Genomic DNA, 21,903 nt, shown 5'->3' with positions numbered 1-21,903 from the left:
GGACCAGGGGGGCCACGGGGGTGACCAGCCCGGCGGCGGCGAGGCGGCGGAGCTCGACGAGGGTGTGGAAGGTGCGGCAGGCGAGGGCGGTGGCGATCTGGTGGGCGGTGCGGATGCCGTCGACCTCGGCGAGGGTCCGGCCGCGGCGGGCGGGCAGGTCGGCGGCGTCCGGTCCGGGCACCCGGGCGAGCGGCGCGCGGTCGACGGCGGGCTCGGGCCATATGCGGTGCAGCAGTTCGCGGCGGCGTCTGGACTCGCGCAGGACGGTGTCCACCGGTACGGAACGGACCGCGCCGAGCCAGTGAGCGGCTCCGGGCCGGAAGCGGAGCGCCGGTCCGTCGTGGGCGAGGACGAAGTACGCCGCGTCGAAGAGGGCGCCCAGGTGGCACAGTTCCAGCGCGCCGGCGGCGAGGTGGCCGCTGTCGACCAGTTGCCGACCGACACGGCAGCGGCGGCCGGCCTGGTCGATCGCCTCCCACCAGCCGTCCGGGGCGAGTGCGCCGCTGTGGGTGAGCAGGTCGCCGAGGTCGGGGGTGACGGCGGATTCGACGTGGACGACTTGTCCCGCCGCGAGGTAGACGATCCCCGTCTCGGTGGACAGGGCGCCGGTCGCGCCCTGCTCGGCGAGGGTGCCGAGCCGGGCCGAGGCGGGTTCGCCGGTGTGCAGGGTCCCGGTCGGCGGGGTCATCCGAGCACCAGCCGGTCCGCCATCTCGGCCAGCCGGATGCGGGCCAGGGCCAGGTTTCCTTCGTCACGGTCCAGCCACAGGTGCACGAACACCGTGCTGTCGAAGGTCGTGGTGACGAACCTGAGCAGGTGGTACGAGTCGGCGTTCGTGATGATCAGGTCCTGTACGGGGGGCTCCTTGCCGGACGGCCCGCCCGAGTCGTCGTCGGGCGGCCCGCCCGGGCCCTTGCCGGTCAGGGCGAGGGCTCCGCTCTCCGTGGCGAGACGGGCGAGTTCGGCGGTTTCCGCGGCCGTCGCCTCCACGTCGCCACCGGGTGCGTCACCCACTGCTCCCAGCGCAAGACCACTGATCCAATCGACCACCGACGCCCCTCGAGCACCTTGCAGTCGCATGGCGTCCAGCAGACTCTCGTCGATTCCGGGCACGCCGAATCCCCTCCCCCTGCACGGCCGTTCCCGCGAACGTGAGCACGACACTACGCACCGTGCTTGGCCCAGGTGAACGCTTTGGCATTTTCCAAAGGAATGTGCAGGGAAGCGGGCTGGGGGCGAACGGGGTTGATCGGAAGCGCGCAGGATGCATCGCGGGGATCCGCAGGACAGTCGGCCGTCCGTCATGACCACCGCCGAGGACGCCCTCCGCACTGTGGGCGAACCGGCATCGGCCGCATCCCCTGGAACCGCGTTTGAGAAGCGCGCCCTACTCGATGGTGACGTGGAGGCCGAAGACGCGCTCCACGCAGGTGTCGAGCCAGTCTTCGAAGACCTGGGCGGAAGTCATGGCCGGGCCGGGGCAGGGATCACGCCTGCGTCGTCGATGCCCGCGATGTAGTCGAGTTCGGCCTCGGCGCCGCGCGCAGCCTGCAATGGCCGCACGTCGGTCGGCCAGGTGGGCGGCGGCATGATCACTCGCAGAGCGGGCTCCGGTCAGTGGCCGGTCCAGCCCGCGACGTCCTTCCAGACACTGCTGCGGACCGAGCTGATCGGTATCTGCTCCGGTACACAGTGGTCACATCGCGGATTGTGGCAGGGGCCTGCGGTCCAGTGCGGGACGTAGACGCCCATGCTCTTGTGTCGTTCCACCACGGCATCCACCGGCTGCTTGCACGAGCGGCAGACGTAGGTGGACGGCGTGGTCGCCGGTGGTTTCTGCTCAGTGCTCATAGCTGATACTTTACGGCTGCTTTGTGTAGATTTGGAGTGGCTTTGGCAAGGCGTTCCGGGGCTGAACCAGTCGCTGCGGTCCGCTTGTCGTCCCGTGGGTGGGTCACCTGACGTCGGGCGGTTCATCGAGGTCCTGGCGGGCCGGCATCTTGGTGGTGCCACCCCGGGGCGAGCTCTCGTGCTCGGCGGGCTGAGCGGACTGCGTGCCGTCTGCATCGCCGAGCGGTGGTCGCAGCATGCTGAGCGCGACGGAGACGGCCAGGACGGTGGCGATGACGGCGAGGCTGATGGGCGAGGGTATTTCGGGAACGGCGGTGCTGATCGTCTCGTGGGTGGCCTGGAGGATGAGCTTGACGCCGATGAAGGCGAGGATGACCGCCAGGCCCGTGCTGAGGTAGTGGAACCGGTCGAGCAGCCCCGCCAGCATGAAGTACAGGGCGCGGAGGCCGAGGATGGCGAAGGCGTTGCTGGTGTAGACGATGAAGGCGTCGCTGCTGACGGCCAGCACGGCCGGCACGCTGTCGACGGCGAAGACGAGGTCGGCGGCCTCGATCGCGGCTACGACGGCCAGGAGCGGGGTGGCGACCCGCCGCCCGGCCTCCTTGACGAAGAAGTGCGGCCCGGCGTACTCGTCCCGCACCGGTACGACCTTGCGGAGCAGTCGCACGGCCAGGCTCTTGCCGGGGTCGAAGCTCTCCTCCTCGCCCTTGAGGATCTTGTAGGTGCTCCAGAAGAGGATGGCGGCGAAGACGAACAGCACGGCCGTGAAGCGGCTGACCACCGCCACGCCCGCGGCCAGGAAGACGCCGCGGAAGACGAGGGCGCCCAGGACGCCGAGAAACAGCACGCGGTGCTGGTAGGCGCGCGGCACCTGGAAGTAGCCGAAGATCAGCGCGAAGACGAAGAGGTTGTCGACGGACAGGCTCTTTTCCAGCAGCCAGGCGGTCGTGTACTCGACCCCGGCCGTGGTGCCGACCACGAGATACACCACGACACCGAAGACGATCGCCAGTCCCACCCACACCCCGCTCCACGCGGCGGCCTCACGGAAGCCGATCACATGAGCCTGCCGGTGTGCCAGCAGATCGACCGCAAGCGACACCAGCACGGTGACGGCGAACACCGCCCACAACCAGAACGGAACGTCATACATGGGCCCGGCCCCTCGGACGCGCTCGGGCAGTCTCCCTTCGAGTCTGGGCCACACCTCGCCGGTTGTCGCCCAGTGCGGATGCGCGGCCGGGGCCCTGGCCGGGTGGCTCGACGGGCCTGCGCCACCGAGGGTGCCGTCGCCCGAGTGGCAGCTGACCTGCTGCGTTGCGGGTTCACGGCATGTTCGGGCCGCCTACGCCGGGTTCTGTCCGGACTCGTGCCGACCACTTGCCCGGTCTGCGGCATGCAGGGCCCGCGCCAGCCACTCCAGGTCCTCGGTCGCGTCGGGCGACGACTCCTGCCCGCGCACGCGGGCGACCAGCCTGCGATAGTGCTCGACCCCTGCCTCGATCCCCGCCTCCAGGCTTCGCAGCGCGCCGGTCCGTTCGGCGTCGCCGAAGAGTTCGCACACCGCCTCGGCCGCCTCCGGTCCCTCGGGGGCGACCCCACGTTCTCTGATCTCCGCGACGGTCTGCACGATCTGCCGGGCCCACCAGATGGACGCCCCGGAGGGACGATGCCGGCCCGGTGCGGGCGTGTTGAGCTGCATCCAGGTGCGAAAGCGGACGCGAAAGCCGGGGTCCAGCACCAGCTCGGCCAGTTCGATCCAGGCGTCGACCTGATCGGGAGTGGGATCGTCCGGCAGTTCGACGCTGAGGGTGTGCAGGCGGTCGCGCAGGCACGGCTCGATGTCGAGATCGCCGAAGACCTCCTCCTTGAACTCGTCGACGATCTGCTTGCGTTCGGCGGCGGAAAGCCGCGCCAGTCGGTTCATCAGTGCTGTCTCCTCAGCAGTGGAGCCACGGGTCGCCACAGTGGACAGGACGGCCCTGCTCACCTTGAGCGAGCGGATCTGCGCGTCGAGCGCGGCCACGTGCGCGTCGGCGACCTCGGCGACCGTGGTCCGGCCACTCAGTACCCGGCACACGTCGTCGAGCCCGAAGCCCAGCTCCCGCAGGGTGCGGACCAGCTCGACGCGGGCCACGGACCCGGCGTCGTACAGCCGGTAACCGCTCGCGGAGCGGGCCACGGGCGGTACCGCTCCCTCGTCCGACCAGAAGCGCAGGGTCCGCACCGGAAGTCCGGTGCGATGCGCGAGCCGGCCGATGGTGAGCAGGTCGGGGCTTTCGTGGTCCATGGACGAGATCCTGGACCTTCCAGCGGCTGGAGACTCAAGCAACCGACACGGAGTCCCTGGGCGGACCGCGTCGGACTGACTCGCCGGAGGGCATCGACGCCGCTGGCCCGGACCGTCTCCGATGGAACAATCGGCCGTACGAGCCCGAGCCGAGGAAGTCGGTCATCACGTCGTGGGACAACCAGCCGTGCCCTTTCCTCCGTCGCCGTGGCACCTCACCGGCGACATGGTCGTCTCGCTGTGGCGCGTCCCGGCGGACGATCTGCCGCCCTGGCCCCTGCCGGGAGGGGTCCGTCCCTGGGTGGTGCGGCGCCGTGCCACCGTGCTGACCTTCTGGGTGGACTACCGGCCCGGCGGCGTCCTCGCCTACCGCGAGTTCCTGATCGCCCTGGCCGTTCGCCACGGCCGGGGCCTCGCCGGCAGCACCGTGGCCGCCTGGGTCGACGACGAGCGCTCCCTGGCCGGGGGACGCGCCCTGTGGGGCATCCCGAAGGAGCAGGGCGTGATCGCGCTCGGCGCGGACGGCCGGGGCGGCCGGGGCGAGCTGACCGCCGACGGCATTCCGCCGGTCCGCGTCACCTACCGGGACATGCTGCGGCTGCCCTTCCGGCTGCCTGCCCGCGCCCACCTGGTCCAGCGACTGCCCGACGGTACGGAGTGCCGCGTGCCCATGCGGATCAGCGGACGGCCGGCCCTCGGCCGCAGCCGCGTGACGACCGGGGCCGGCGTCCGGGGGCAGTTGCGCGACGGCTCGGCGGGCCGGCAGTCCGGAATTGCCCCCGGTGCGAGCGCCGCGCTGTCCGTCCTCGCCCGGCACCGGCCGCTCCTCACCTTCGCCGTCCGCGACTTCCGCGGCACCGTGGGCAGGTGAGCGCGCGCGGTGCCGCGGGTGCCGCTCAGCAGCAGCGGCTGTGGGTGCGGGCCTCCTGATGCCGGGTGCGCAGCACCTGGTACTCCCGGCGGGTGGGCACCGGGGCCAGCGGGTGGTGGCGTCGGTGCCGCTCGCAGTGGCGGTCGTACGCGGCCTCGCCGGTCAGCTCGCGCAGATACCAGCGCACCGCCCGCGCCCAGTGCCGGATCCTCACGAGCGGGCTCCGGCCAGGGGCTCGACGGGGTCGCCGGGCGCCTCGATGCGGGACTCGACGTACGCGGCCTCGGTGGTCGGCAGCGGCGTCTCGGACCGTATCGCCCGCACGCAGACCACCGCCGCGTTGCCGATCACCACGGCGACCAGGAGCAGGAAGAGGGCGATGAGGACACCGTCGACTGTGGAGTTGGTGACCACGGTGTGCATGTCGGCGGTCGTCTTGGCGGGGGCGAGAATCTGCCCGGCGTCCAGGGCGTCGGCGTAGTGGGCCCGTTGGGCGAAGAAGCCGATCTTCGGGTCGGTGGAGAACACCTTCTGCCAGCCGGCGGTGAAGGTGACCGCCGTGACCCAGGCGAGAGGAACGCCGGTCACCCAGGCCCAGCGCAGCCGCCCGGACTTGACGAGGACGGTGGTGCAGACGGCGAGGGCGATGGCGGCGAGCAGCTGGTTGGCGATGCCGAAGAGCGGGAAGAGCTGGTTGATTCCGCCGAGCGGGTCGGTGGCGCCGGTGTAGAGGAAGTAGCCCCAGGCGGCGACGACCAGGCCGCTGCACAGCCAGATGCCGGGCTTCCAGTTGACCCGGCCGATGGGCTTCCAGACGTTGCCGAGCATGTCCTGGAGCATGAAGCGGCCGACGCGGGTGCCGGCGTCCACCGTGGTCAGGATGAACAGCGCCTCGAACATGATCGCAAAGTGGTACCAGAAGGCCTTCATGGCGGACCCGCCGAAGACCTCGGAGAAGATCTCCGACATGCCGACCGCGAGGGTCGGGGCGCCGCCGGAGCGGGCGATCAGGGTGTGTTCCTCGACCGCCTTCGCCGCCTGGGTGAGCTGATCGGGGGTGATGGTGAAGCCGAGGCCCGCCACCGCGTGGGACGCGGACTCGGCGGTCGCGCCCAGGAGACCGGCCGGTGCGTTCATCGCGTAGTACAGACCCGGTTCCAGCGTCGCCGCGGCGATCAGCGCCATGATCGCGACGAACGACTCCATCAGCATCGCGCCGTAGCCGATCAGCCGGACCTGGGACTCCTTCTGGATCAGCTTCGGGGTCGTTCCGGAGGAGACCAGGGCGTGGAAGCCGGACAGCGCGCCGCAGGCGATGGTGATGAAGAGGAAGGGGAACAGCGCCCCGGCGAAGACCGGGCCCGTTCCCGAAGTCGCGAAGTCGCTCACCGCGTCGGCCCGGAGCACGGGCGCGGCCACGATCACGCCCACCGCGAGCAGGGCGATGGTGCCGATCTTCATGAAGGTGGAGAGGTAGTCGCGCGGCGCGAGCAGCATCCACACCGGCAGCACGGAGGCGACGAAGCCGTAGCCGATCAGGCAGAAGACCAGGGTGGTGGGGCTGAGGGTGAACGTGCCGGCGAGGGAGGAGTTCTGCACCCAGCCGCCGCCGACGATCGCCAGGAGCAGCAGCGCCACGCCGATGAGGCTGGTCTCGACGACCCGGCCCGGACGGACGCGGTGCATCCAGAAGCCCATGAAGAGGGCGATGGGGATGGTCATCGCGACGGAGAACGTGCCCCACGGGGAGTGGGCCAGGGCGTTCACGACCACCAGGGCCAGCACACCGAGCAGGATGATCATGATGGCGAACACCGCGACCAGGGCGGCCACCCCGCCCGCCCGGCCGATCTCGTCACGGGCCATCTGGCCCAGTGACGTGCCGTCCCGGCGCATCGACAGGAACAGCACCACCATGTCCTGCACCGCTCCGGCGAAGATCACCCCGGCGACGATCCACAGCGTGCCCGGGAGATAGCCCATCTGGGCCGCGAGAACCGGTCCCACCAGGGGCCCGGCGCCGGCGATCGCGGCGAAGTGGTGGCCGAGCAGCACCCGGCGATCGGTCGGCTGGAAGTCGACGCCGTCCTCAAGGCGCTCGGCGGGCGTGGCCCGGCGGTCGTCCGGCCGGAGCACCCGGCGGGCGATGAAGCGGGCGTAGAAGCGGTAGGCGATGGCGTAGGAGCCGAGCGCGGCGACCACCAGCCAGACCGCGGAGATCTTCTCGCCCCGGGCGAGCGCGAGGACGCCCCAGGCGACGGCTCCGAGCAGGGCGACGCCGGTCCACAGCAGGGCGGATCGGAGTGATATACGCGACTTTTCGGGCGCGGGCAGGCCGGATTCGGGCAGGGTGGACGCAGGCATGGCGGCTCCTCACCAGGGCGGTGCGGGGCACCTCGTGACCCGAGGTGCCCGGGGATCAGCGAAGCGGCGGCTCTCCCGCTCGCTGGGGGTCTGTGCAAGAGTTGCCCACCCCCCGGAACCGGTTGACAGCGAATTTCCAGAGGATTTTCCGCCGGTTCCGTGTCCTCCGATCCGGGCCGCCGCGCAACTCTTGCGCGAGGGATCAGGCACACCAAGGACGGTGACCCATGGCCGACGGCACCATGACCGCGACGTTCCTCGCCGTGATCGGCGGTGCGTCGCTGCTCGCCGTCACCGCGCGGCGCCTACGGCCCAGCGGCCGGCTGCCGTCCCTGGAGGGGTGGGCGCTGGCGGACCGCAGCCTGGGCCCGCTGTGGACCTGGTTCCTGCTGGGCGGCACGATCTTCACCGCGTACACCTTCACCGCCGTGCCGGGGCTGGCGTACGGCAACGGCGCCGCGGCGTTCTTCGCCGTGCCGTACACGGTGATCGTCTGCCCGCTCGCTTTCGTGCTGCTCGGCCGGCTGTGGACCGTGGCCCGGGCCCATGGATACATCACCGTCGCCGATTTCGTCCGCGGACGGTACGGGTCACCGCCGCTCGCCCTGGTGGTCGCGTTGACCGGGATCCTCGCGACCATGCCCTATCTGGCGCTCCAGCTGCTCGGTATACGCGCCGTGCTGACGGCCGGCGGGGTGTATCCGCGCGGTGCCGCCGGGGATCTGGTGATGGTGGCGCTGTTCGCGGGACTCGCCGTGGCGACGTACCGGCACGGGCTGCGGGCACCCACCGTGATCGCGGCGCTGAAGGCGGTGGCCGTCTTCGTGTCGCTCACCGCGGTCACCTGGCTGGTCCTGGAGCGGCTCGGCGGTCCGGGTGCCGTCTTCGACGGAGCGGCCCGGCGGCTCGGCGGCGACGCGCTGGCGCTGACCCCGGCCCAGCAGCCCGCCTATGCCACCCTCGCGCTCGGTTCGGCGCTCGCCCTGCTGATGTACCCGCATGTGCTGACGGCGGGGTTCGCCGCCGACGGGCCGCGCACCCTGCGCAAGGTCGCGGTGGCGCTGCCCGCCTGGACGGGACTGCTCGCGCTCTTCGGCGTCCTCGGCTTCGCGGCGCTCGCGGCCGGGGTACGGGCACCGGAGGGCGGGGCGGAGGCGGCGGTGCCGATGCTGGTCGACCGGCTGATGCCGGGGCCGCTGGCCGGGCTGGTGTTCGGCGCGATCACCGTCGGGGCGCTGGTCCCGGCGGCGGTGATGTCGATCGCGGCCGCCACCAGCTTCGTGCGCAACGTGTACGTCGAGTACGTGCATCCGACGGCCACCCCCAAACGGCAGGTCCGCATCGCCAAGGCCGTCTCGCTCATCGCGAAGGCCGGGGCGGTCGCGTTCGTCTTCGGGCTGCGCGACCAGGACGCCATCAACCTCCAGCTGCTCGGCGGGGTCTGGATCCTGCAGATCTTCCCCGCCGTCGCCGTCGGCCTGTACACCGGCCGGCTGCATCCCCGGGCGCTGCTCGCCGGGTGGGCGGCGGGCATGGTGGCCGGGACGTACCTGGTCGTCCGCGAGGGCTTCTCGTCCATCGTGGGCTTCGGTTCCGGGCCGCCGGCGATCTACGCCGGACTCGCCGCCCTGCTGCTCAACCTGATCGTCGCGGTGGCCGGCACGGCCGTACTCGAACGTCTCGGCGTCCCGCGCGGCGCCGACCTGACCGACCTGCCGTCCCGCCTGACCGTCAGGCGGCGTCCGGAGACGGGAGCGAACCAGCAGTGAGACACAGACACCCGATACCGGTGCCGGAGCCCGACGTCGAGGCGCTGTCGCCCGCGCCGGCCGACCCGGCGGAACGGGAGCGCGAGGCCGGACTCGCTGGGCTCTTCGAGCTGCACTACGCGTCGATGCTGCGCCTGGCTGTGCTGCTGGGCGCTGACGACCCGGAGAACGTGGTGGCCGAGGCGTACTACCAGATCTACCGGAAGTGGCGGCGCCTGAGGGACACCGAGGCGGCGGAGGCGTATCTGCGCTCCACGGTGTGCAATCTGACCCGCATGCGGATCCGGCACCTCCAGGTCGCCCGCAAACACGTGGAGAGTCCGCCGGAGGAGACCGTCGTGTCCGCCGAGAGCGCGGCGCTGCTCCGCGACGACCAGCGCGTCCTGATCGACGCGTTGCAGCAGTTGCCCGCCCGGCAGCGCGAGGCGCTGGTGCTGCGGCACTGGCTCGGGCTGAAGGAGGGCGAGATCGCCGCCGCGATGGGCATCTCCTCCGGTTCGGTGAAGACACACACGGCGCGCGGTCTGGCCGCGCTGACCCAGGCGATGGAGGCCCGGCGATGAACCACACCGATCCGGACCGCACGGAGCGGGAGCTGACCGAGGCCCTGGCCGCCCTGGCCGGCGGGGTGCGCGCCGCCCCTGACGCCTACCGCACGGCACGCGGCGAGTGGCTGCGCCGCGAACGCCGTCGCCGGCTCGTCCTCGCGGTGCTCGTCACCGTCGTGTTCGCGCTTGCCACACTGATCGGTTTGTGGGTGCTGAACGAGGCTTCGTCCGACCCGGGAGTGATTTTCTCGGGTCTTCCGAACGCAGGCCTCCCGGACGTTCAGGCCGGCACGCGGTAGGTCAGGTGCGTGATCCCGCTCGCCGCCCGCGAGGTCACCTGCTCCAGTCTCAGCGGAGGGACGCCCTCGAACAGCCGCGTGCCGGCGCCGAGCGTGAGGGGCGCGATGTGCAGCCGCAGCTCCTCGATCAGGCCGGCGGCGAGATACTGGTTGACGGTGGTCGCGCCGCCGAGCACGGTGACGCCGCCGTCCCCGGCCGCCTCGCGTGCCCGGGCCAGCGCTGTGCCGATGCCGTCGGTGACAAAGTGGTACGTGGTGCCGCCCGCCATCGGCTGCGGCTCGCGCGGGTGGTGGGTGAGTACGAACACCGGCGCGTGGAACGGCGGATCGCCACCCCACCAGCCGTTCCACGGCCGGTCCCACGCGCCGCGCACCGGCCCGAACATGTTGCGTCCCATGATGAACGCCCCGGCTGTGTTCAGCCGGTCGATCTCGGCCCGGTTCTCGTCGGGTGTGCGGAACATCCAGGCGTGCAGCTGTTCACCCGAGCCGTCACCGCCGTCGTCCCCGAACGGTCGCTCCTCCGTCTGGCCGAGCCCGGCCGAGTAGCCGTCGGCCGAGATCGTGATGTCGCACACCACCCTGCCCGTCGATGTGGTCATGACCGTCCTCCTCGTGGCGTTCCGGTGTCAGAACCTACGCGCACGAACTCCCGTCCCTGGGAACCCCGCACGCGCCGCGCGGATGCGAAAGTGTGATCGCCCGTACGACGCATCGGAAGGGAACCCTCGGCATGGCCGTCATCCACCACACCACCCTGAAGCCGACCAAACTGGAACTGCTCACCGCCTGGCTGCCGTCCCGTCCGTGGTATCGCGGCACGGGGGAACCTCAGCTGGCCAAGGCGGGCGGCTTCCGGCTCGACGATCCGCAGGGCGAGGTGGGGATCGAGTTCATGGTGGTCACCGACGCCTTCGGCCCTGAGCCGGTCGCGTACCTGGTGCCTCTGGCCTATCGCGGTGCCCCGCTCGAAGGGGCGGAGCACGCCCTCGTCGGCACGATGGAGCACGGGGTGCTGGGGCAGCGCTGGGCCTACGACGGCTGTCATGATCCCGTGCTGGTCGCCCGGTTGACGGCCCTGATCGAGGGGCGGGCGCAGGCCCAGGACCAGGACGTCAGCGACACCCCCGCTCAGGAGGTCGTCGTCTCCCGCACCGAAGAAGGTCTCCTCACGGACCTCACCGTCACCGACGACCGGGAAGGCACCGCGCTGACCACGCCGCAGGGCCCGGTCCTCCGCTTGCGCCGGGCCCTTGAGCCCGTTGCGGACGGCCTGTTCGTGCCTCCGCAGGGGGCGATCGGCCACGTCACCGGCTCCTGGGCGGCGCCGGACGGCACCCGTGCGCAAGGGGCGTTCGCCGTCCTGCACGGCGGCGGCCGGGCGTAGCTCCCGGGATCAGCGGGTCCGCGAGCGGAACGTCCTGCGGTACGTGTCCGGGGGCACGCCGACCGTGCGGTTGAAGTGGCGCCGCAGCGTCGTGGCGGTCCCCATGCCGGTGGCCGCCGCGATGGTGTCGACGCTGTCGTCGGTCTTCTCCAGCAGTTCCTGGGCGTGCCGGATGCGCTGGGTCAGCAGCCACTGCAGAGGGGTCGTGCCGGTCACCGCCCTGAAGTGCCGGCCCAGGTGACGGGAGCTCATTCCGGCCCGGCGGGCCAGGTCCTCCACGGTCAGCGGCTGGTCGAGCCGCTCGATGATCCAGGGGAACAGGGCGGCGAGCGGATGGTCGTCCCGCTCGGGCACCGGGGCGGCGACGAACTGGGCCTGGCCGCCTGCCCGGTGCGGGGGTACGACCAGGCGGCGGGCGACGGCGTTGGCGACCGACGAGCCCAGGTCGAGACGGACGAGGTGCAGGCACAGGTCCAGCGCGGCGGCCTTGCCGGCGGAGGTGAGCACCCTGCCGTTGTCCACGTACAGCACGTCCGGGTCGACCTCCACCAGGGGGTGACGGGCGGCCAGTTCATCGGTGTGCGCCCAGTGCGTGGTGGCGCGCAGCCCGTCGAGAAGCCCTGCCGCGGCCAGTACGAACGCGCCCGTGCACAGGGAGACGACCCGGGCGCCCGCCTCGTGGGCCTCGCGCACCGCGTCGACCAGGTCGGCGGGCGGGTCCTCGTCGACGTCAGCCCAGCCGGGGACGATCACGGTGCCGGCGTGGCAAAGCCGTTCGAGGCCGGCGTCGGGTTCCAGCCGGAAGCGGCCGATGTGCACGGCGGCCGGACCGCAGACGGTGAGGTCGTACCAGGGGCCTGTCACCCCGGCCGGGGCTGCGGCGAACACCTCGTGTGCCAGGGCCAGTTCGAAGTGCAGCATCCCGTCGGTGGCGGCCAGCGCGACAGTGGTCATGTCCGTAATTGTACGGGGCATGTCGTTCCGGACACTCACGGTCGGATGCTCACCGCCGTCAGGATGGCGGCAGTTGATCAGTCGAGCACAGGGGAGAGCTCATGGGACCGGGTCAGACGGTGACGGTGTTCGGCGCGTACGGGCACACCGGGCGGTTCGTGGTGGCGGAACTGGTGGAGCGCGGGTTCGTCCCGGTCCTCTCGGGCCGCGACGAGGTGAAGCTGAAGGCGCTGGCGGCGTCGTACCCCGGGCTGGAGATCAGACCGGCGGCGGTCGACGATCCGGACGCGCTCGACCGCGCGCTGGCCGGGGCGGCGGCGGTGGTCAACTGCGCCGGGCCGTTCGCCACGACGGCCGCCCCGGTGATCGAGGCGGCGCTGCGCGCCGGCGTCCCGTACGTCGACGTGGCGGCCGAGATCGAGGCGAACGCGGACACGTTCGCACACTTCGCGGACCGCGCCCGCGCCGCGGGAGCGGTGGTCGTCCCGGCGATGGCCTTCTTCGGCGGACTCGGTGACCTGCTGGCCACCGCGGCGATGGGCGACTGGACGGGGGCCGACGAGGCGCACGTGGCGTACGCGCTGAGCGGTTGGCAGCCCACGGACGGGACACGCGCCGCCGGCGCGGTCTCCCGGGAGCGGCGGGGCGGTGCACGCGTGGTGTACCGGAACGGGCGGCTGGACTACCGCCGGGACGAGACGACGACCCTCCAGTGGCCGTTCCCCGAGCCCGTGGGCTCCCGGGAGGTCATCGGGGAGTTCACGATGGCCGACGTCGTCACCATCCCCAGCCACCTGGCCGTCCCCGACGTGCGCACCTACATGACGGCCGAGGCCGCCCGGGACGTGTCGGCGCCCGGCACTCCGACGCCGACCGCGGTCGACGGGCACGGGCGGTCCGCGCAGACCTTCCTCGTCGACGTCGTCGTGCGCTCCGGCGGCGCCGAACGGCGCGCCGTGGCGCGAGGGCGGGACATCTACGCGGTCACGGCGCCGCTCGCGGTGGAGGCGGTGGCCCGCATCCTCTCCGGGCGCACCCGGGCGGTCGGTGTCGTCTCCGCCGGCGAGATCTTCGACGCGGCCGGCTTCCTCCGCTCCCTGTCCTCGCACCTCTTGGTGGAGCTGCGCCGGTGAGGAGGCCTTCGGGGGTGCGGCGGCCGTGCGGGTTCGGATGATCGCCCGGGCTCCCGCCCTCAGACTCTGTGAGGAAGGTACTTTTCCTGGTAAACACTGACCAAAGATGCACGAGGCAGCAGGCCGACCAGGAGACACCCTCCGTCACGGATCACCCCTAGGGCAGGAGGCAGCCGGTGGGAGACGTCGCACCGAGCCGCAGAGCCTTCCTGACCGGAGTCGGAGGGCTCGCCGCCGGTGCGGCCGCGGCCTCGGTCACGGGCTGTGAGACCCGTACCGAGCGGAGTGCCGCCGCGAGCAGCAGGGTGCTCGTCGTGCGGAACTTCGGCGGTTCCTACGGCGAGGCGAACCGGAAGGCCGTCTACGACCCGTTCACCCGGGAGACCGGCATCCGGATCCGGGTGGTGGACTTCGGGCACGAGCAGATGCTCGCCCAGATCAAGGAAGGCCGTCCACGGTTCGACGTCATGGACATCGACATGTCCAATCTGGTGCTCTTCGAGCACGAGGGCGCGTCCGAGCCACTGGACTACGGTCGGTTGAAGAACACCCGGAACGCCGGCATCGCCCAGTCGCTGCTCACCCCCAATGGCGTGGGCAAGAGCTACTGGGCCAGCGTCCTCGCCTACCGCACCGACATGTTCGGCGGGAGGAGGCCTCAGTCGTGGGCGGACTTCTGGAGCCTCCGGAGCTTCCCGGGCAGCCGCGCGCTGCAGGGCGAGGTGGACTATCCGGAACTGGAGTTCGCGCTGCTCGCGGACGGTGTGCCGCTCGACCGGCTCTACCCCCTCGACGTGGACCGCGCCTTCAAGGTCATGGACGAGATCCGGGGTTCCGTGCGGACGTTCTGGGAGTATGGCGCGGAGCCCGGTGAGCTGCTGTCCCGCGGCAGTGCCGTGGCCTCCAGCACCTGGGCGGGCCGGCTCCAGAGCCTGCTCGGGCGCGGGGTGCCCCTCGCCTACGAGTGGAACGGCGCCCGCAGGCAGAGCAACGGCTTCGGCATCCCCCAGGGCTCCGCGAACCCGGACGCCGCCTACCGGCTGATCGATTTCGCGCTGCGGCCCGAGGTGCAGGCCCACATGGCCCGGCTCTATCCCGACGGTCCCGTGGTGCCCGCCGCCTATGGGCACCTCACCGAGTCCACCGCCGTGCATCTGGCGAGCACTCCCGGCCATTTGCTGTCGGGCTTCGATCTGGACATCGACTGGTGGCTCGAGAACCGGGACTCCGTGACCAGGCGCTGGCAGGGGTGGGCTCGCACCTGACCGACTGAATGCAGCCATATGGCTGAATATGAACGTGCATGGTAGAGAGTCCGTATGCTCCGGCACCTCGGTCGACTCCTGGCCTTCCGCTCCTCCCCGGACAGCGGCGGGCGCTTCCGGTCGGCCTCACGACGGAGAGGGCGCCACGGCGGGCAGCAGGAGCCCGGCGTCCGGCCGCCGGGAGCGCGATGGCGGGCCCTGCCGAGGGTGCGCAGCGTCGCCGGGCAGGTGTTCCTGCTGCAATCGGTGATCATGGTGCTGTTCGCCGCCGCCGCGGGAGGAGCCCTCGTCGTGCAGGCGCGGGAGTCGAGCACGCAGGAGGCGCGTCAGCTCTCGAAGGGCGTCGCCCAGTCCTTCGCGCGGGCCCCGGGAACGCTGGCCGCCATGAAGTCCGGCGACCCCACCGAGCTGCTCCAGCCGCGCGCGGAGGACGCCCGGAAGAACACCGGCGTCGACTACGTGGTGACCTTCGATCCCCAGGGGTTTCGCTGGACCCACCCCGACCCGAAGCTGATCGGCAAGCACATCTACGCCGTGCGCGAGGGCGGCGCCGCCGACCGGCCGTTCACCAAGACCTTCGAGGGCAGCCTCGGTCTGGCCGTGGACACGACGGTTCCGGTCTACGACACCAACGGGATCACCATCGTCGGCTTCGTGTCCGTCGGGGTCACGGTGGCCAGCGTGGACGACGTGGTGATGGATCAGCTGCCCCAGCTACTGGGCTTCGCCGGTGGCGCGCTCGCGGTGGCCGCGGGCGGGACGGCCCTGGTCTCGTGGCGGCTGCGGCGCCAGACCCGTGGCCTGGATCCGTCCGAGATGACGCGCATGTACGAGCATCACGACGCGGTGCTGCACGCGGTGCGGGAGGGCGTGCTGATCATCGGGAGCGACGGCCGGCTGCTGCTCGCGAACGACGAGGCGCGGCGGCTGCTGGACCTGCCCGCGGATGCCGAGGAGCGCCGGGTGACAGATCTCGGCCTGGAGGCGGGCACCGCCGAGCTGCTGGGTTCGGGCCGGCCGGCCACCGACGTGGTGCACCTGGCCGGTGACCGGCTGCTGGCAGTCAACGTGCGGCCGGTCGACCCGGACGACCGCACGGCGGGCAGCGTGGCGACCCTGCGCGACACGACGGAGCTGCGCGCGCTGGCGGGCCGGGCGGAGGTGGCCCGGGAGCGGCTGGGGCTGCTGTACGAGGCGGGCGTGCGGATCGGAACGACGCTGGACGTGGTGCGTACCGCGCAGGAACTGGCCGAGGTGGCGGTTCCCCGGTTCGCCGACACCGCCACGGTCGACCTGCTGGATCCGATCCTGCGCGGCGCGGTGTCGGCCGGGCCCGGTCCGCAGATGCGCCGGGTGGCGGTGCACGGCGTCGACGGTGTCCGGTCCCTCTATCCGGTGGGTGAGCTGATCCGCTTCGTCCCCTCGTCGCCGGCGGCCGTCGGTGCCGAGCGCGGCCGTGCGGTCCTGGACGTCGACCTGACCGATCCGGGCGGCTGGATGAGCGCGCAGGACCCCGTTCGCGCGCGGCGCGTGCTGGACCTCGGTTTCCACTCCCTGATCACGGTGCCGCTCCAGGCCCGCGGTGTCGTGCTGGGCATGGCGAGCTTCTGGCGCTCCGCCGGCGCTCCCTTCGGCAGGGAGGACCTGGCCTTCGCCGAGGAACTGGCCGCCCGGGCCGCGGTCGCCGTCGACAACGCCCGCCGCTACACCCGCGAGCACACCCTGGCCGAGTCACTGCAGCGCAGCCTGCTGCCGGGCTCCCTGCCCGACCACTCGGCCGTCGAGGTCGCCCACCGCTATCTGCCCGCCCTGGAGGGCGTGGGCGGCGACTGGTTCGATGTGATCCCCCTGCCCGGTGCCCGGGTCGCCCTGGTCGTCGGCGACGTCGTGGGGCACGGCCTGCACGCCGCGGCCACGATGGGCCGGCTGCGTACCGCGGTGCACAACTTCTCCGCCCTCGACCTGCCCCCGGACGAGCTCCTCGGGCACCTGGACGAGCTGGTCGCGCGGATCGACAGCGACGAGACCGGGGAGCGGGACCACGAGGGCGTCGCTGGCGCCACCTGCCTCTACGCCGTCTACGATCCGGCGTCCGGGATGTGCTGCCTGTCCCGGTCCGGGCATCCGGAGCCGGCCCTGGTGCACCCCGACGGCACCGTGGAGTACCTGCGGGTCCCCGGTGCACCGCCGCTCGGCCTGGGCGGCGCCGAACCCTTCGAGACCGCCGAGGTCAGTCTCCCCGAGGGCTCGCGGCTGGTCTTCTACACGGACGGTCTGGTCGAGGACCGGGAGCGGGGCATCGACACCGGCCTGGAGGCGTTGCGCCACGCTCTGGCCGGCGCTCGCCGCTCTCCGGAGGAGACCTGCCAGGACGTCCTCGACGCGCTGCTTCCCGCCCGGTCGAGCGACGACATCGCCCTCCTCGTCGCCCGCACCCGGCTGCTGGACCCCTCCCGGGTGGCCGAGTGGGACGTGCCCGGCGATCCGGCGGTCGTGGCGGGCATCAGGGCGGAGGTCACCGGGCGGCTCAGGACCTGGGGACTGGAGGAGCTGGCTTTCACGACCGAGCTGATCGTCAGCGAGCTGGTCACCAACGCCATCCGCTACGGCATCGGACCGATCCGGCTGCGGGTGCTGCGCGACGGCGACAGCCTGATCTGCGAAGTCGCCGACGGCAGCAGCACCTCACCCCACCTGCGCAGGGCCGCGATCACCGACGAGGGCGGGCGGGGACTGTTCCTCGTCGCCAGGTTCGCCCGGCGGTGGGGTACCCGCTACATGGCCCGCGGCAAGGTGATCTGGACCGAGCAGTCCACCCGGAGTCCGGCGGTCGAACCCGAGGAGATGTCGGCCGACGCCCTGCTGGACCAGTGGGAGGACGCGGCCTGGTGAGGCAGGTCGTCACCTGCCGGTGCTGTACCCGCCCCTCCCCATGACGGAGGGCGGCGCCTGCCGGTCCGGTGCCTCAGGGCGTGCGGAAACCGCGGAACGTCACGTGCTTGCGCGTCTCGAAGCCGAGCCGTTCATAGAGCGCGAGCGCGCCGCTGTTCTCCTCGGCCACGTGCAGGAAGGGACGTTCTCCGCGCGCCAGGACGCGTGCGGCGATGGCGCGCAGCAAGCGGACGGCGTGCCCCCGGCCGCGTGCCTCGGGGGCGGTGCAGACGGCGCTGATCTCGGTCCATCCGGGAGGCCTCAGCCGCTCCCCCACCATCGCCACCAGCGTGCCGCCGTCGCGGATGCCGAGGTACGTGCCGAGTTCGTGCGTGCGGGGCCAGAACGGCCCCGGCCGGGTCCGCTCGATGAGGTCCAGCATCTCGGGCACGTTCTCCGCGCCGAGTTCGACGATGCCGGAGTCGGTCTCTGCCCCGGACGGATCCGGGCCGTCGTGGCCGGCCCAGATCATCTGCCGGCCTTCCAGGACGAAGACCGGCTCCCAGTCCGGCGGGGGAACGGCCGGGCAGCTGAACATGTCGGCGAACTCGCCCGGCCCCAGCAGCTTGGCCAGGTCGGCCCAAGCCTCCGCGTCCGGCTGGGCGGGCACCGCGGAGAAGGTCGCGACCCCGGGCGCGTAGGTGGCGGCGGCGCCGAGCCGGCGGGCGAGATGGGCGTGGTGGCCGCGGAGGGACGCGCCCACCGGGTCGTCGAGTGCGTCGGCGTCGCTGAGCCCCGTCATCGTGCTGCGCCTTCCCTGCCCTCGGTCGATGCCGGCCGGACAGGCGGCCGGCGGCGTCTTCGGATGCCGCCGGCCATGCTAGTGCGGTGACCACCGGGGCCGGCGGGCGGGGCGGGCCCGGTGCAGGGCCCGGTCCCGGCTCACAGGCCGATCGCTCCGTCGATGCGCTCGCGGAGCAGGTCGGCGTGGCCGTTGTGACGGGCGTACTCCTCGATCATGTGGAGGAGGACCCAGCGCAGCGACACCGTTCCGCGCCAGGAATCTTCGCCCTCGACGTCGAGACCGGGGGCCTCGCTGACGAACCGTTCGGCGAAGGCCACCTCGGCCCGCCACGCCTCCCATGCCGCCGCGACGCCCGTGGGGTCGTCCGCCGCTCCGTGGAAGTCCTCGTCGGGGTCGGCCGTCGAGGAGAAGAGGGCCGGCGCGTCCTGTCCGGCCAGGACCCGCCGGAACCAGCGGCGTTCCACATCGGCGAGGTGACGGACCAGGCCGAGCAGGGAGAGTGTGGACGGCGCGACGGACCGCAGGGCCAACTCCGGCCCCAGGTTGGAGCACTTGAGCAACAGCGTGGCCCGCTGGGCATGCAGGACGTCGACGAGCATCCGCCGTTCGTCACCGGTCGTCGGACCGGTGAACCGGGGACCGCTGTCGGTGCCGCCGAACAGTTCGGCCCTTCTGGTGGTTTCGGTCATGTCCGCCCTTCCGTCGCTTCGAACGCGCTGCACGTGGCCGTGCAGGGTCTGGACCACCTTGCCTCCCGGGGATGGACGCCGTCGACGCGCGACGGCGTCCATCCCCGGTCGCCCGGGAAAGCCACGGACCCCAACAGGCCCGAACAACAGACCGGACAGAATCCTTGACGAGGCATCAGCTCGTTCTTACGCTCCCACCTCATGGGAGCGTTCCCATACCCCCCACGCCCCGGAGGCCACCGTGACCCTTCCGTACCGGCGTCCCCGCACCGCGCCAGGCTCCTGGCGATCGCCCTTCCGGCCGGGCGGCCGCTTCGTCGGCTGCGTCTCAGCCGCCGCACTGGCCGTCTCCGCGCTCGTCGCACTGCCGCAGACCGCGAACGCGGCGACCGCCCGGCAGGTCGAGAAGCTCGACCGCGGGCTGACCAGCGTGCACACCGGCAGCGGAAACCTGGTGTCCTGGCGGTGGCTGGCGACCGACCCCGAGAACGTGTCGTTCAACGTCTACCGCGGCTCCACCAGACTCAATTCCTCCCCCGTCACCGCCTCGACGAACTACTTCGACGCGGGCGGCGCGGCCTCGGCCGACTACACGGTGCGCGCCGTGGTCAACGGCACCGAGCAGGCCGCGTCCGCGCCCGCGGTCCAGTTCCGCACGGGCTACAAGGACGTGCCGGTCTCCCCGCCCGCGGGCGGTACCGCTCCGGGCAACTCGGCCTACACCTACGAGGCCAACGACGCCTCCGTCGGCGACCTCGACGGTGACGGCGTCCTGGACCTGGTCCTCAAGTGGCAGCCCTCCAACGCCAAGGACAACTCCCAGTCCGGCTACACCGGCAACACCGTCGTCGACGGCATCAAGCTCGACGGCACCCGGCTGTGGCGCATCGACCTGGGCCGCAACATCCGTTCCGGAGCCCACTACACGCAGTTCCAGGTGTACGACTACGACGGCGACGGCAGGGCCGAGGTCGCCATGAAGACCGCCGACGGCACCCGCGACGGCACCGGCGCGGTCATCGGCAGCTCCTCCGCCGACCACCGCAACTCCAGCGGCTACGTCCTGTCCGGGCCCGAGTACCTGACGATGTTCAACGGCCAGACGGGCAAGGCGATGCAGAGCGTCGACTACGCCCCGGGCCGCGGCACCGTCTCCTCCTGGGGCGACACCTACGGCAACCGCGTCGACCGCTTCCTCGCCGGCACCGCCTACCTGGACGGGGCCCGGCCCTCCCTGATCATGGCGCGCGGCTACTACACCCGCACGGTGATAGCCGCCTGGGACTGGCGGGGCGGCGCCTTCCCCCGCCGCTGGACCTTCGACACCACCTCCTCCACCAACACCGGCAAGGGCTACGACGGCCAGGGCAACCACAGCCTGTCCGTCGCCGACGTCGACGCCGACGGCAGGGACGAGATCGTCTACGGCGCGATGACCGTGGACGACAACGGCAGCGGGCTGTGGACCACCCGGCTCGGCCACGGCGACGCCGGCCACGTCGGCGACCTCAACCCGGGCCGCGCGGGCCTGGAGTACTTCAAGGTCTCGGAGGACTCCAGCAAGCCCGGTTCCTGGATGGCCGACGCCCGGACCGGCCAGATCCTGTGGCAGACCGCGTCGGGCTCCGACAACGGCCGTGGCGTCGCCGCCGACGTCTACGCCGGCAGCGCGGGCGCGGAGGCGTGGTCCGCCGCCGACACCACCCTGCGCTCGGCCACCGGCGCCTCCCTGGGCCGGGAGCCCTCCAGCGTCAACTTCCTGTCCTGGTGGGACGGCGACCCCGTCCGCGAGCTCCTCGACGGCACCCGCATCGACAAGTACGGCACCTCCGGCGACACCCGGCTGCTGACCGGTTCCGGCGTCGCCTCCAACAACGGCACCAAGGCCACGCCGGTCCTGTCCGGCGACATCCTCGGCGACTGGCGCGAAGAGGTGATCTGGCGCACGAGTGACAACAAGGCGCTGCGCATCTACTCCACGCCGAACCAGACCGGCACGAAGATCACCACCCTGCTCCACGACACCCAGTACCGCACGGCGCTCGCCTGGCAGAACACCGCCTACAACCAGCCCCCGCACCCGGGCTTCTTCATCGGCGCCAACATGCCGACGGCGCCCCGTCCCACGGTCCACACGCCCTGACCCAGGGGCCCGTCCGCGCTGTCAGGTGTCGCGCAGCGCCTTGTCGATCTCCCCCAGCGCGTGGGTCAGTCGTGCGTAGTCGGCGCGGGCCACCGGCGCCACGAAGTACCGCTCGACGACCTGCGCGTGGACGGCGGCAGCCCGCAGGAACACCGCCCGACCGTGCTCGGTGGCCTCGACCAGGACGCTTCGGCGGTCTCCGGGAGCCGGCCCGCGCCGCACCAGGCCGGCTCCCTCCATGCGGTCGATCAGGCGGGTGATGCCGCTGCTGGTGAGGGTGAGGTCGTCGGCGAGCCGGCGCTGCGAGATCTCCTCGCCCGGGCGGCGGCACAGCCGGATGAGGACCTCGAACATCGTGTGGCTGACCTCGCACTCCCTGCGCAGGGCCGTGTCGATCCGCTGTTCCAGGCGGGTGGCGGCCTTGATCAGCAGCCCGAAGTCCTGCACGAGGCTGCTGCCGGCGGCGCGGGCCGCATCGTCGTTCTCTCGGTTCGCGGGGTTCACCCCGCCGACTTTACTGCCTCCTCACCTACTGCCTGTTCACCTATTACCTCTTCACCTACTGCCGTCTCAATTGCTGATCAATCAATTGCTGAGCAGTCAACGATTATCTAAGGTGGACACCCAGAGACCCATCACCCACCCCGTCGGCAGAGAGGGAGAT

The 21,903-nt window shown here is 71.8% G+C and carries 22 protein-coding genes; 9 read left to right on the top strand and 13 right to left on the bottom strand.

The window, feature by feature from the left end; translation table 11 throughout:
* The 6 genes from OO68_RS31170 to OO68_RS31155 all read right to left on the bottom strand — a co-directional run.
* A partial coding sequence (locus OO68_RS31170) for a hypothetical protein (protein ID WP_051814874.1) occupies positions 1-688 on the bottom strand: 688 nt, incomplete at its 3' end.
* Complete coding sequence (locus tag OO68_RS31165; protein ID WP_033312522.1) at positions 685-1,113, bottom strand: hypothetical protein; 429 nt, start codon at positions 1,111-1,113, stop codon at positions 685-687. The genes OO68_RS31170 and OO68_RS31165, both read right to left, overlap by 4 nt.
* Before the next feature lie 351 nt (positions 1,114-1,464).
* Positions 1,465-1,596, bottom strand: a complete 132-nt coding sequence (locus tag OO68_RS48350) for a hypothetical protein (RefSeq protein WP_280922549.1) — start codon at positions 1,594-1,596, stop codon at positions 1,465-1,467.
* Between the two features lie 18 nt (positions 1,597-1,614).
* Complete coding sequence (locus OO68_RS44510; RefSeq protein WP_078625562.1) at positions 1,615-1,851, bottom strand: hypothetical protein; 237 nt, start codon at positions 1,849-1,851, stop codon at positions 1,615-1,617.
* Between the two features lie 103 nt (positions 1,852-1,954).
* Positions 1,955-3,004, bottom strand: coding sequence for a TerC family protein (locus tag OO68_RS31160; protein ID WP_051814873.1), 1,050 nt, complete (start codon positions 3,002-3,004; stop codon positions 1,955-1,957).
* A 192-nt stretch (positions 3,005-3,196) separates the two neighbouring features.
* Entirely contained in the window at positions 3,197-4,141 is a 945-nt protein-coding gene (locus OO68_RS31155; protein WP_033312521.1) for a helix-turn-helix domain-containing protein, read from the bottom strand.
* A gap of 187 nt (positions 4,142-4,328) precedes the next feature.
* On the opposite strand from OO68_RS31155, the gene OO68_RS43200 reads away from it, so the two are divergent.
* Positions 4,329-5,012 (top strand): acetoacetate decarboxylase family protein, encoded by a 684-nt coding sequence (locus tag OO68_RS43200; RefSeq protein ID WP_051814872.1) that lies wholly within the window; start codon positions 4,329-4,331, stop codon positions 5,010-5,012.
* 25 nt (positions 5,013-5,037) lie between these two features.
* Here the strand turns inward: OO68_RS43200 and OO68_RS31145 are convergent, their stop codons facing one another.
* The gene (locus OO68_RS31145; protein WP_033312520.1) at positions 5,038-5,226 is read right to left on the bottom strand and encodes a CstA-like transporter-associated (seleno)protein; all 189 of its coding nucleotides are present in this window, start codon (positions 5,224-5,226) and stop codon (positions 5,038-5,040) included.
* Positions 5,223-7,376, bottom strand: a complete 2,154-nt coding sequence (locus OO68_RS31140) for a carbon starvation CstA family protein (protein ID WP_033312519.1) — start codon at positions 7,374-7,376, stop codon at positions 5,223-5,225. The genes OO68_RS31145 and OO68_RS31140 overlap by 4 nt, the downstream gene beginning before the upstream one ends.
* Positions 7,377-7,603: 227 nt before the next feature.
* On the opposite strand from OO68_RS31140, the gene OO68_RS31135 reads away from it, so the two are divergent.
* The 3 genes from OO68_RS31135 to OO68_RS31125 are packed head-to-tail and all read left to right on the top strand — an operon-like array spanning position 7,604 to position 9,992.
* On the top strand, positions 7,604-9,145 hold the full coding sequence (locus OO68_RS31135) for a sodium:solute symporter family protein (protein WP_033312518.1): 1,542 nt from the start codon (positions 7,604-7,606) through the stop codon (positions 9,143-9,145).
* 14 nt (positions 9,146-9,159) lie between these two features.
* Positions 9,160-9,708, top strand: coding sequence for a sigma-70 family RNA polymerase sigma factor (locus OO68_RS31130; protein ID WP_209442638.1), 549 nt, complete (start codon positions 9,160-9,162; stop codon positions 9,706-9,708).
* The gene (locus OO68_RS31125; RefSeq protein WP_033312516.1) at positions 9,705-9,992 is read left to right on the top strand and encodes a hypothetical protein; all 288 of its coding nucleotides are present in this window, start codon (positions 9,705-9,707) and stop codon (positions 9,990-9,992) included. The genes OO68_RS31130 and OO68_RS31125 overlap by 4 nt, the downstream gene beginning before the upstream one ends.
* Here the strand turns inward: OO68_RS31125 and OO68_RS31120 are convergent.
* Positions 9,974-10,594, bottom strand: coding sequence for a dihydrofolate reductase family protein (locus OO68_RS31120; RefSeq protein ID WP_033312515.1), 621 nt, complete (start codon positions 10,592-10,594; stop codon positions 9,974-9,976). The two genes, OO68_RS31125 and OO68_RS31120, sit on opposite strands and share 19 nt — an antisense overlap.
* 131 nt (positions 10,595-10,725) lie before the next feature.
* Between OO68_RS31120 and OO68_RS31115 the strand changes: the two genes are divergently transcribed.
* The gene (locus OO68_RS31115; RefSeq protein ID WP_033312514.1) at positions 10,726-11,379 is read left to right on the top strand and encodes a maltokinase N-terminal cap-like domain-containing protein; all 654 of its coding nucleotides are present in this window, start codon (positions 10,726-10,728) and stop codon (positions 11,377-11,379) included.
* 9 nt (positions 11,380-11,388) lie between these two features.
* Here OO68_RS31115 and OO68_RS31110 read toward each other — a convergent pair whose 3' ends face one another.
* Positions 11,389-12,333, bottom strand: a complete 945-nt coding sequence (locus OO68_RS31110) for a helix-turn-helix domain-containing protein (protein ID WP_033312513.1) — start codon at positions 12,331-12,333, stop codon at positions 11,389-11,391.
* Positions 12,334-12,434: 101 nt separating this feature from the next.
* Here OO68_RS31110 and OO68_RS31105 point away from each other — a divergent pair, with 101 nt between their 5' ends.
* The 3 genes from OO68_RS31105 to OO68_RS31095 all read left to right on the top strand — a co-directional run bounded on the left by OO68_RS31105 (position 12,435) and on the right by OO68_RS31095 (position 17,623).
* Complete coding sequence (locus tag OO68_RS31105) at positions 12,435-13,466, top strand: saccharopine dehydrogenase family protein (RefSeq protein WP_033312512.1); 1,032 nt, start codon at positions 12,435-12,437, stop codon at positions 13,464-13,466.
* A 176-nt stretch (positions 13,467-13,642) separates the two neighbouring features.
* Positions 13,643-14,731, top strand: a complete 1,089-nt coding sequence (locus OO68_RS31100) for an ABC transporter substrate-binding protein (RefSeq protein WP_033312511.1) — start codon at positions 13,643-13,645, stop codon at positions 14,729-14,731.
* Between the two features lie 252 nt (positions 14,732-14,983).
* Positions 14,984-17,623 carry a SpoIIE family protein phosphatase gene (locus tag OO68_RS31095; RefSeq protein ID WP_063739347.1) on the top strand — a complete coding sequence of 880 codons (2,640 nt, stop codon included), beginning with the start codon at positions 14,984-14,986 and terminating at the stop codon, positions 17,621-17,623.
* A 73-nt stretch (positions 17,624-17,696) separates the two neighbouring features.
* Here OO68_RS31095 and OO68_RS31090 read toward each other — a convergent pair whose 3' ends face one another.
* On the bottom strand, positions 17,697-18,404 hold the full coding sequence (locus OO68_RS31090; protein WP_033312509.1) for a GNAT family N-acetyltransferase: 708 nt from the start codon (positions 18,402-18,404) through the stop codon (positions 17,697-17,699).
* A 140-nt stretch (positions 18,405-18,544) separates the two neighbouring features.
* Entirely contained in the window at positions 18,545-19,096 is a 552-nt protein-coding gene (locus OO68_RS31085) for a DinB family protein (protein ID WP_106974466.1), read from the bottom strand.
* A 340-nt stretch (positions 19,097-19,436) separates the two neighbouring features.
* Here OO68_RS31085 and OO68_RS31080 point away from each other — a divergent pair, with 340 nt between their 5' ends.
* Entirely contained in the window at positions 19,437-21,239 is a 1,803-nt protein-coding gene (locus OO68_RS31080; protein ID WP_106974468.1) for a rhamnogalacturonan lyase, read from the top strand.
* A gap of 21 nt (positions 21,240-21,260) precedes the next feature.
* Here OO68_RS31080 and OO68_RS31075 read toward each other — a convergent pair whose 3' ends face one another.
* On the bottom strand, positions 21,261-21,743 hold the full coding sequence (locus tag OO68_RS31075; RefSeq protein WP_033312507.1) for a MarR family winged helix-turn-helix transcriptional regulator: 483 nt from the start codon (positions 21,741-21,743) through the stop codon (positions 21,261-21,263).
* Between the last annotated feature and the right edge of the window lie 160 nt (positions 21,744-21,903).

Source organism: Streptomyces iakyrus (assembly GCF_000717055.1).
Taxonomy (GTDB): Bacteria; Actinomycetota; Actinomycetes; order Streptomycetales; family Streptomycetaceae; genus Streptomyces; species Streptomyces iakyrus.
This window is presented reverse-complemented; position numbering and strand designations above follow the sequence as displayed.

Excerpts from the sequence above, each read along its gene's own strand:
- OO68_RS31125 (WP_033312516.1), top strand. The coding sequence starts at position 9,705 with ATGAACCACACCGATCCGGACCGCACGGAGCGGGAGCTGACCGAGGCC.
- OO68_RS31110 (WP_033312513.1), bottom strand. The coding sequence starts at position 12,333 with ATGACCACTGTCGCGCTGGCCGCCACCGACGGGATGCTGCACTTCGAA.
- OO68_RS31115 (WP_033312514.1), top strand. The coding sequence starts at position 10,726 with ATGGCCGTCATCCACCACACCACCCTGAAGCCGACCAAACTGGAACTG.
- OO68_RS31135 (WP_033312518.1), top strand. The coding sequence starts at position 7,604 with ATGGCCGACGGCACCATGACCGCGACGTTCCTCGCCGTGATCGGCGGT.
- OO68_RS31090 (WP_033312509.1), bottom strand. The coding sequence starts at position 18,404 with ATGACGGGGCTCAGCGACGCCGACGCACTCGACGACCCGGTGGGCGCG.
- OO68_RS31155 (WP_033312521.1), bottom strand. The coding sequence starts at position 4,141 with ATGGACCACGAAAGCCCCGACCTGCTCACCATCGGCCGGCTCGCGCAT.
- OO68_RS44510 (WP_078625562.1), bottom strand. The coding sequence starts at position 1,851 with ATGAGCACTGAGCAGAAACCACCGGCGACCACGCCGTCCACCTACGTC.
- OO68_RS31085 (WP_106974466.1), bottom strand. The coding sequence starts at position 19,096 with ATGACCGAAACCACCAGAAGGGCCGAACTGTTCGGCGGCACCGACAGC.
- OO68_RS31095 (WP_063739347.1), top strand. The coding sequence starts at position 14,984 with ATGGTGCTGTTCGCCGCCGCCGCGGGAGGAGCCCTCGTCGTGCAGGCG.
- OO68_RS31105 (WP_033312512.1), top strand. The coding sequence starts at position 12,435 with ATGGGACCGGGTCAGACGGTGACGGTGTTCGGCGCGTACGGGCACACC.
- OO68_RS31140 (WP_033312519.1), bottom strand. The coding sequence starts at position 7,376 with ATGCCTGCGTCCACCCTGCCCGAATCCGGCCTGCCCGCGCCCGAAAAG.
- OO68_RS31160 (WP_051814873.1), bottom strand. The coding sequence starts at position 3,004 with ATGTATGACGTTCCGTTCTGGTTGTGGGCGGTGTTCGCCGTCACCGTG.
- OO68_RS31120 (WP_033312515.1), bottom strand. The coding sequence starts at position 10,594 with ATGACCACATCGACGGGCAGGGTGGTGTGCGACATCACGATCTCGGCC.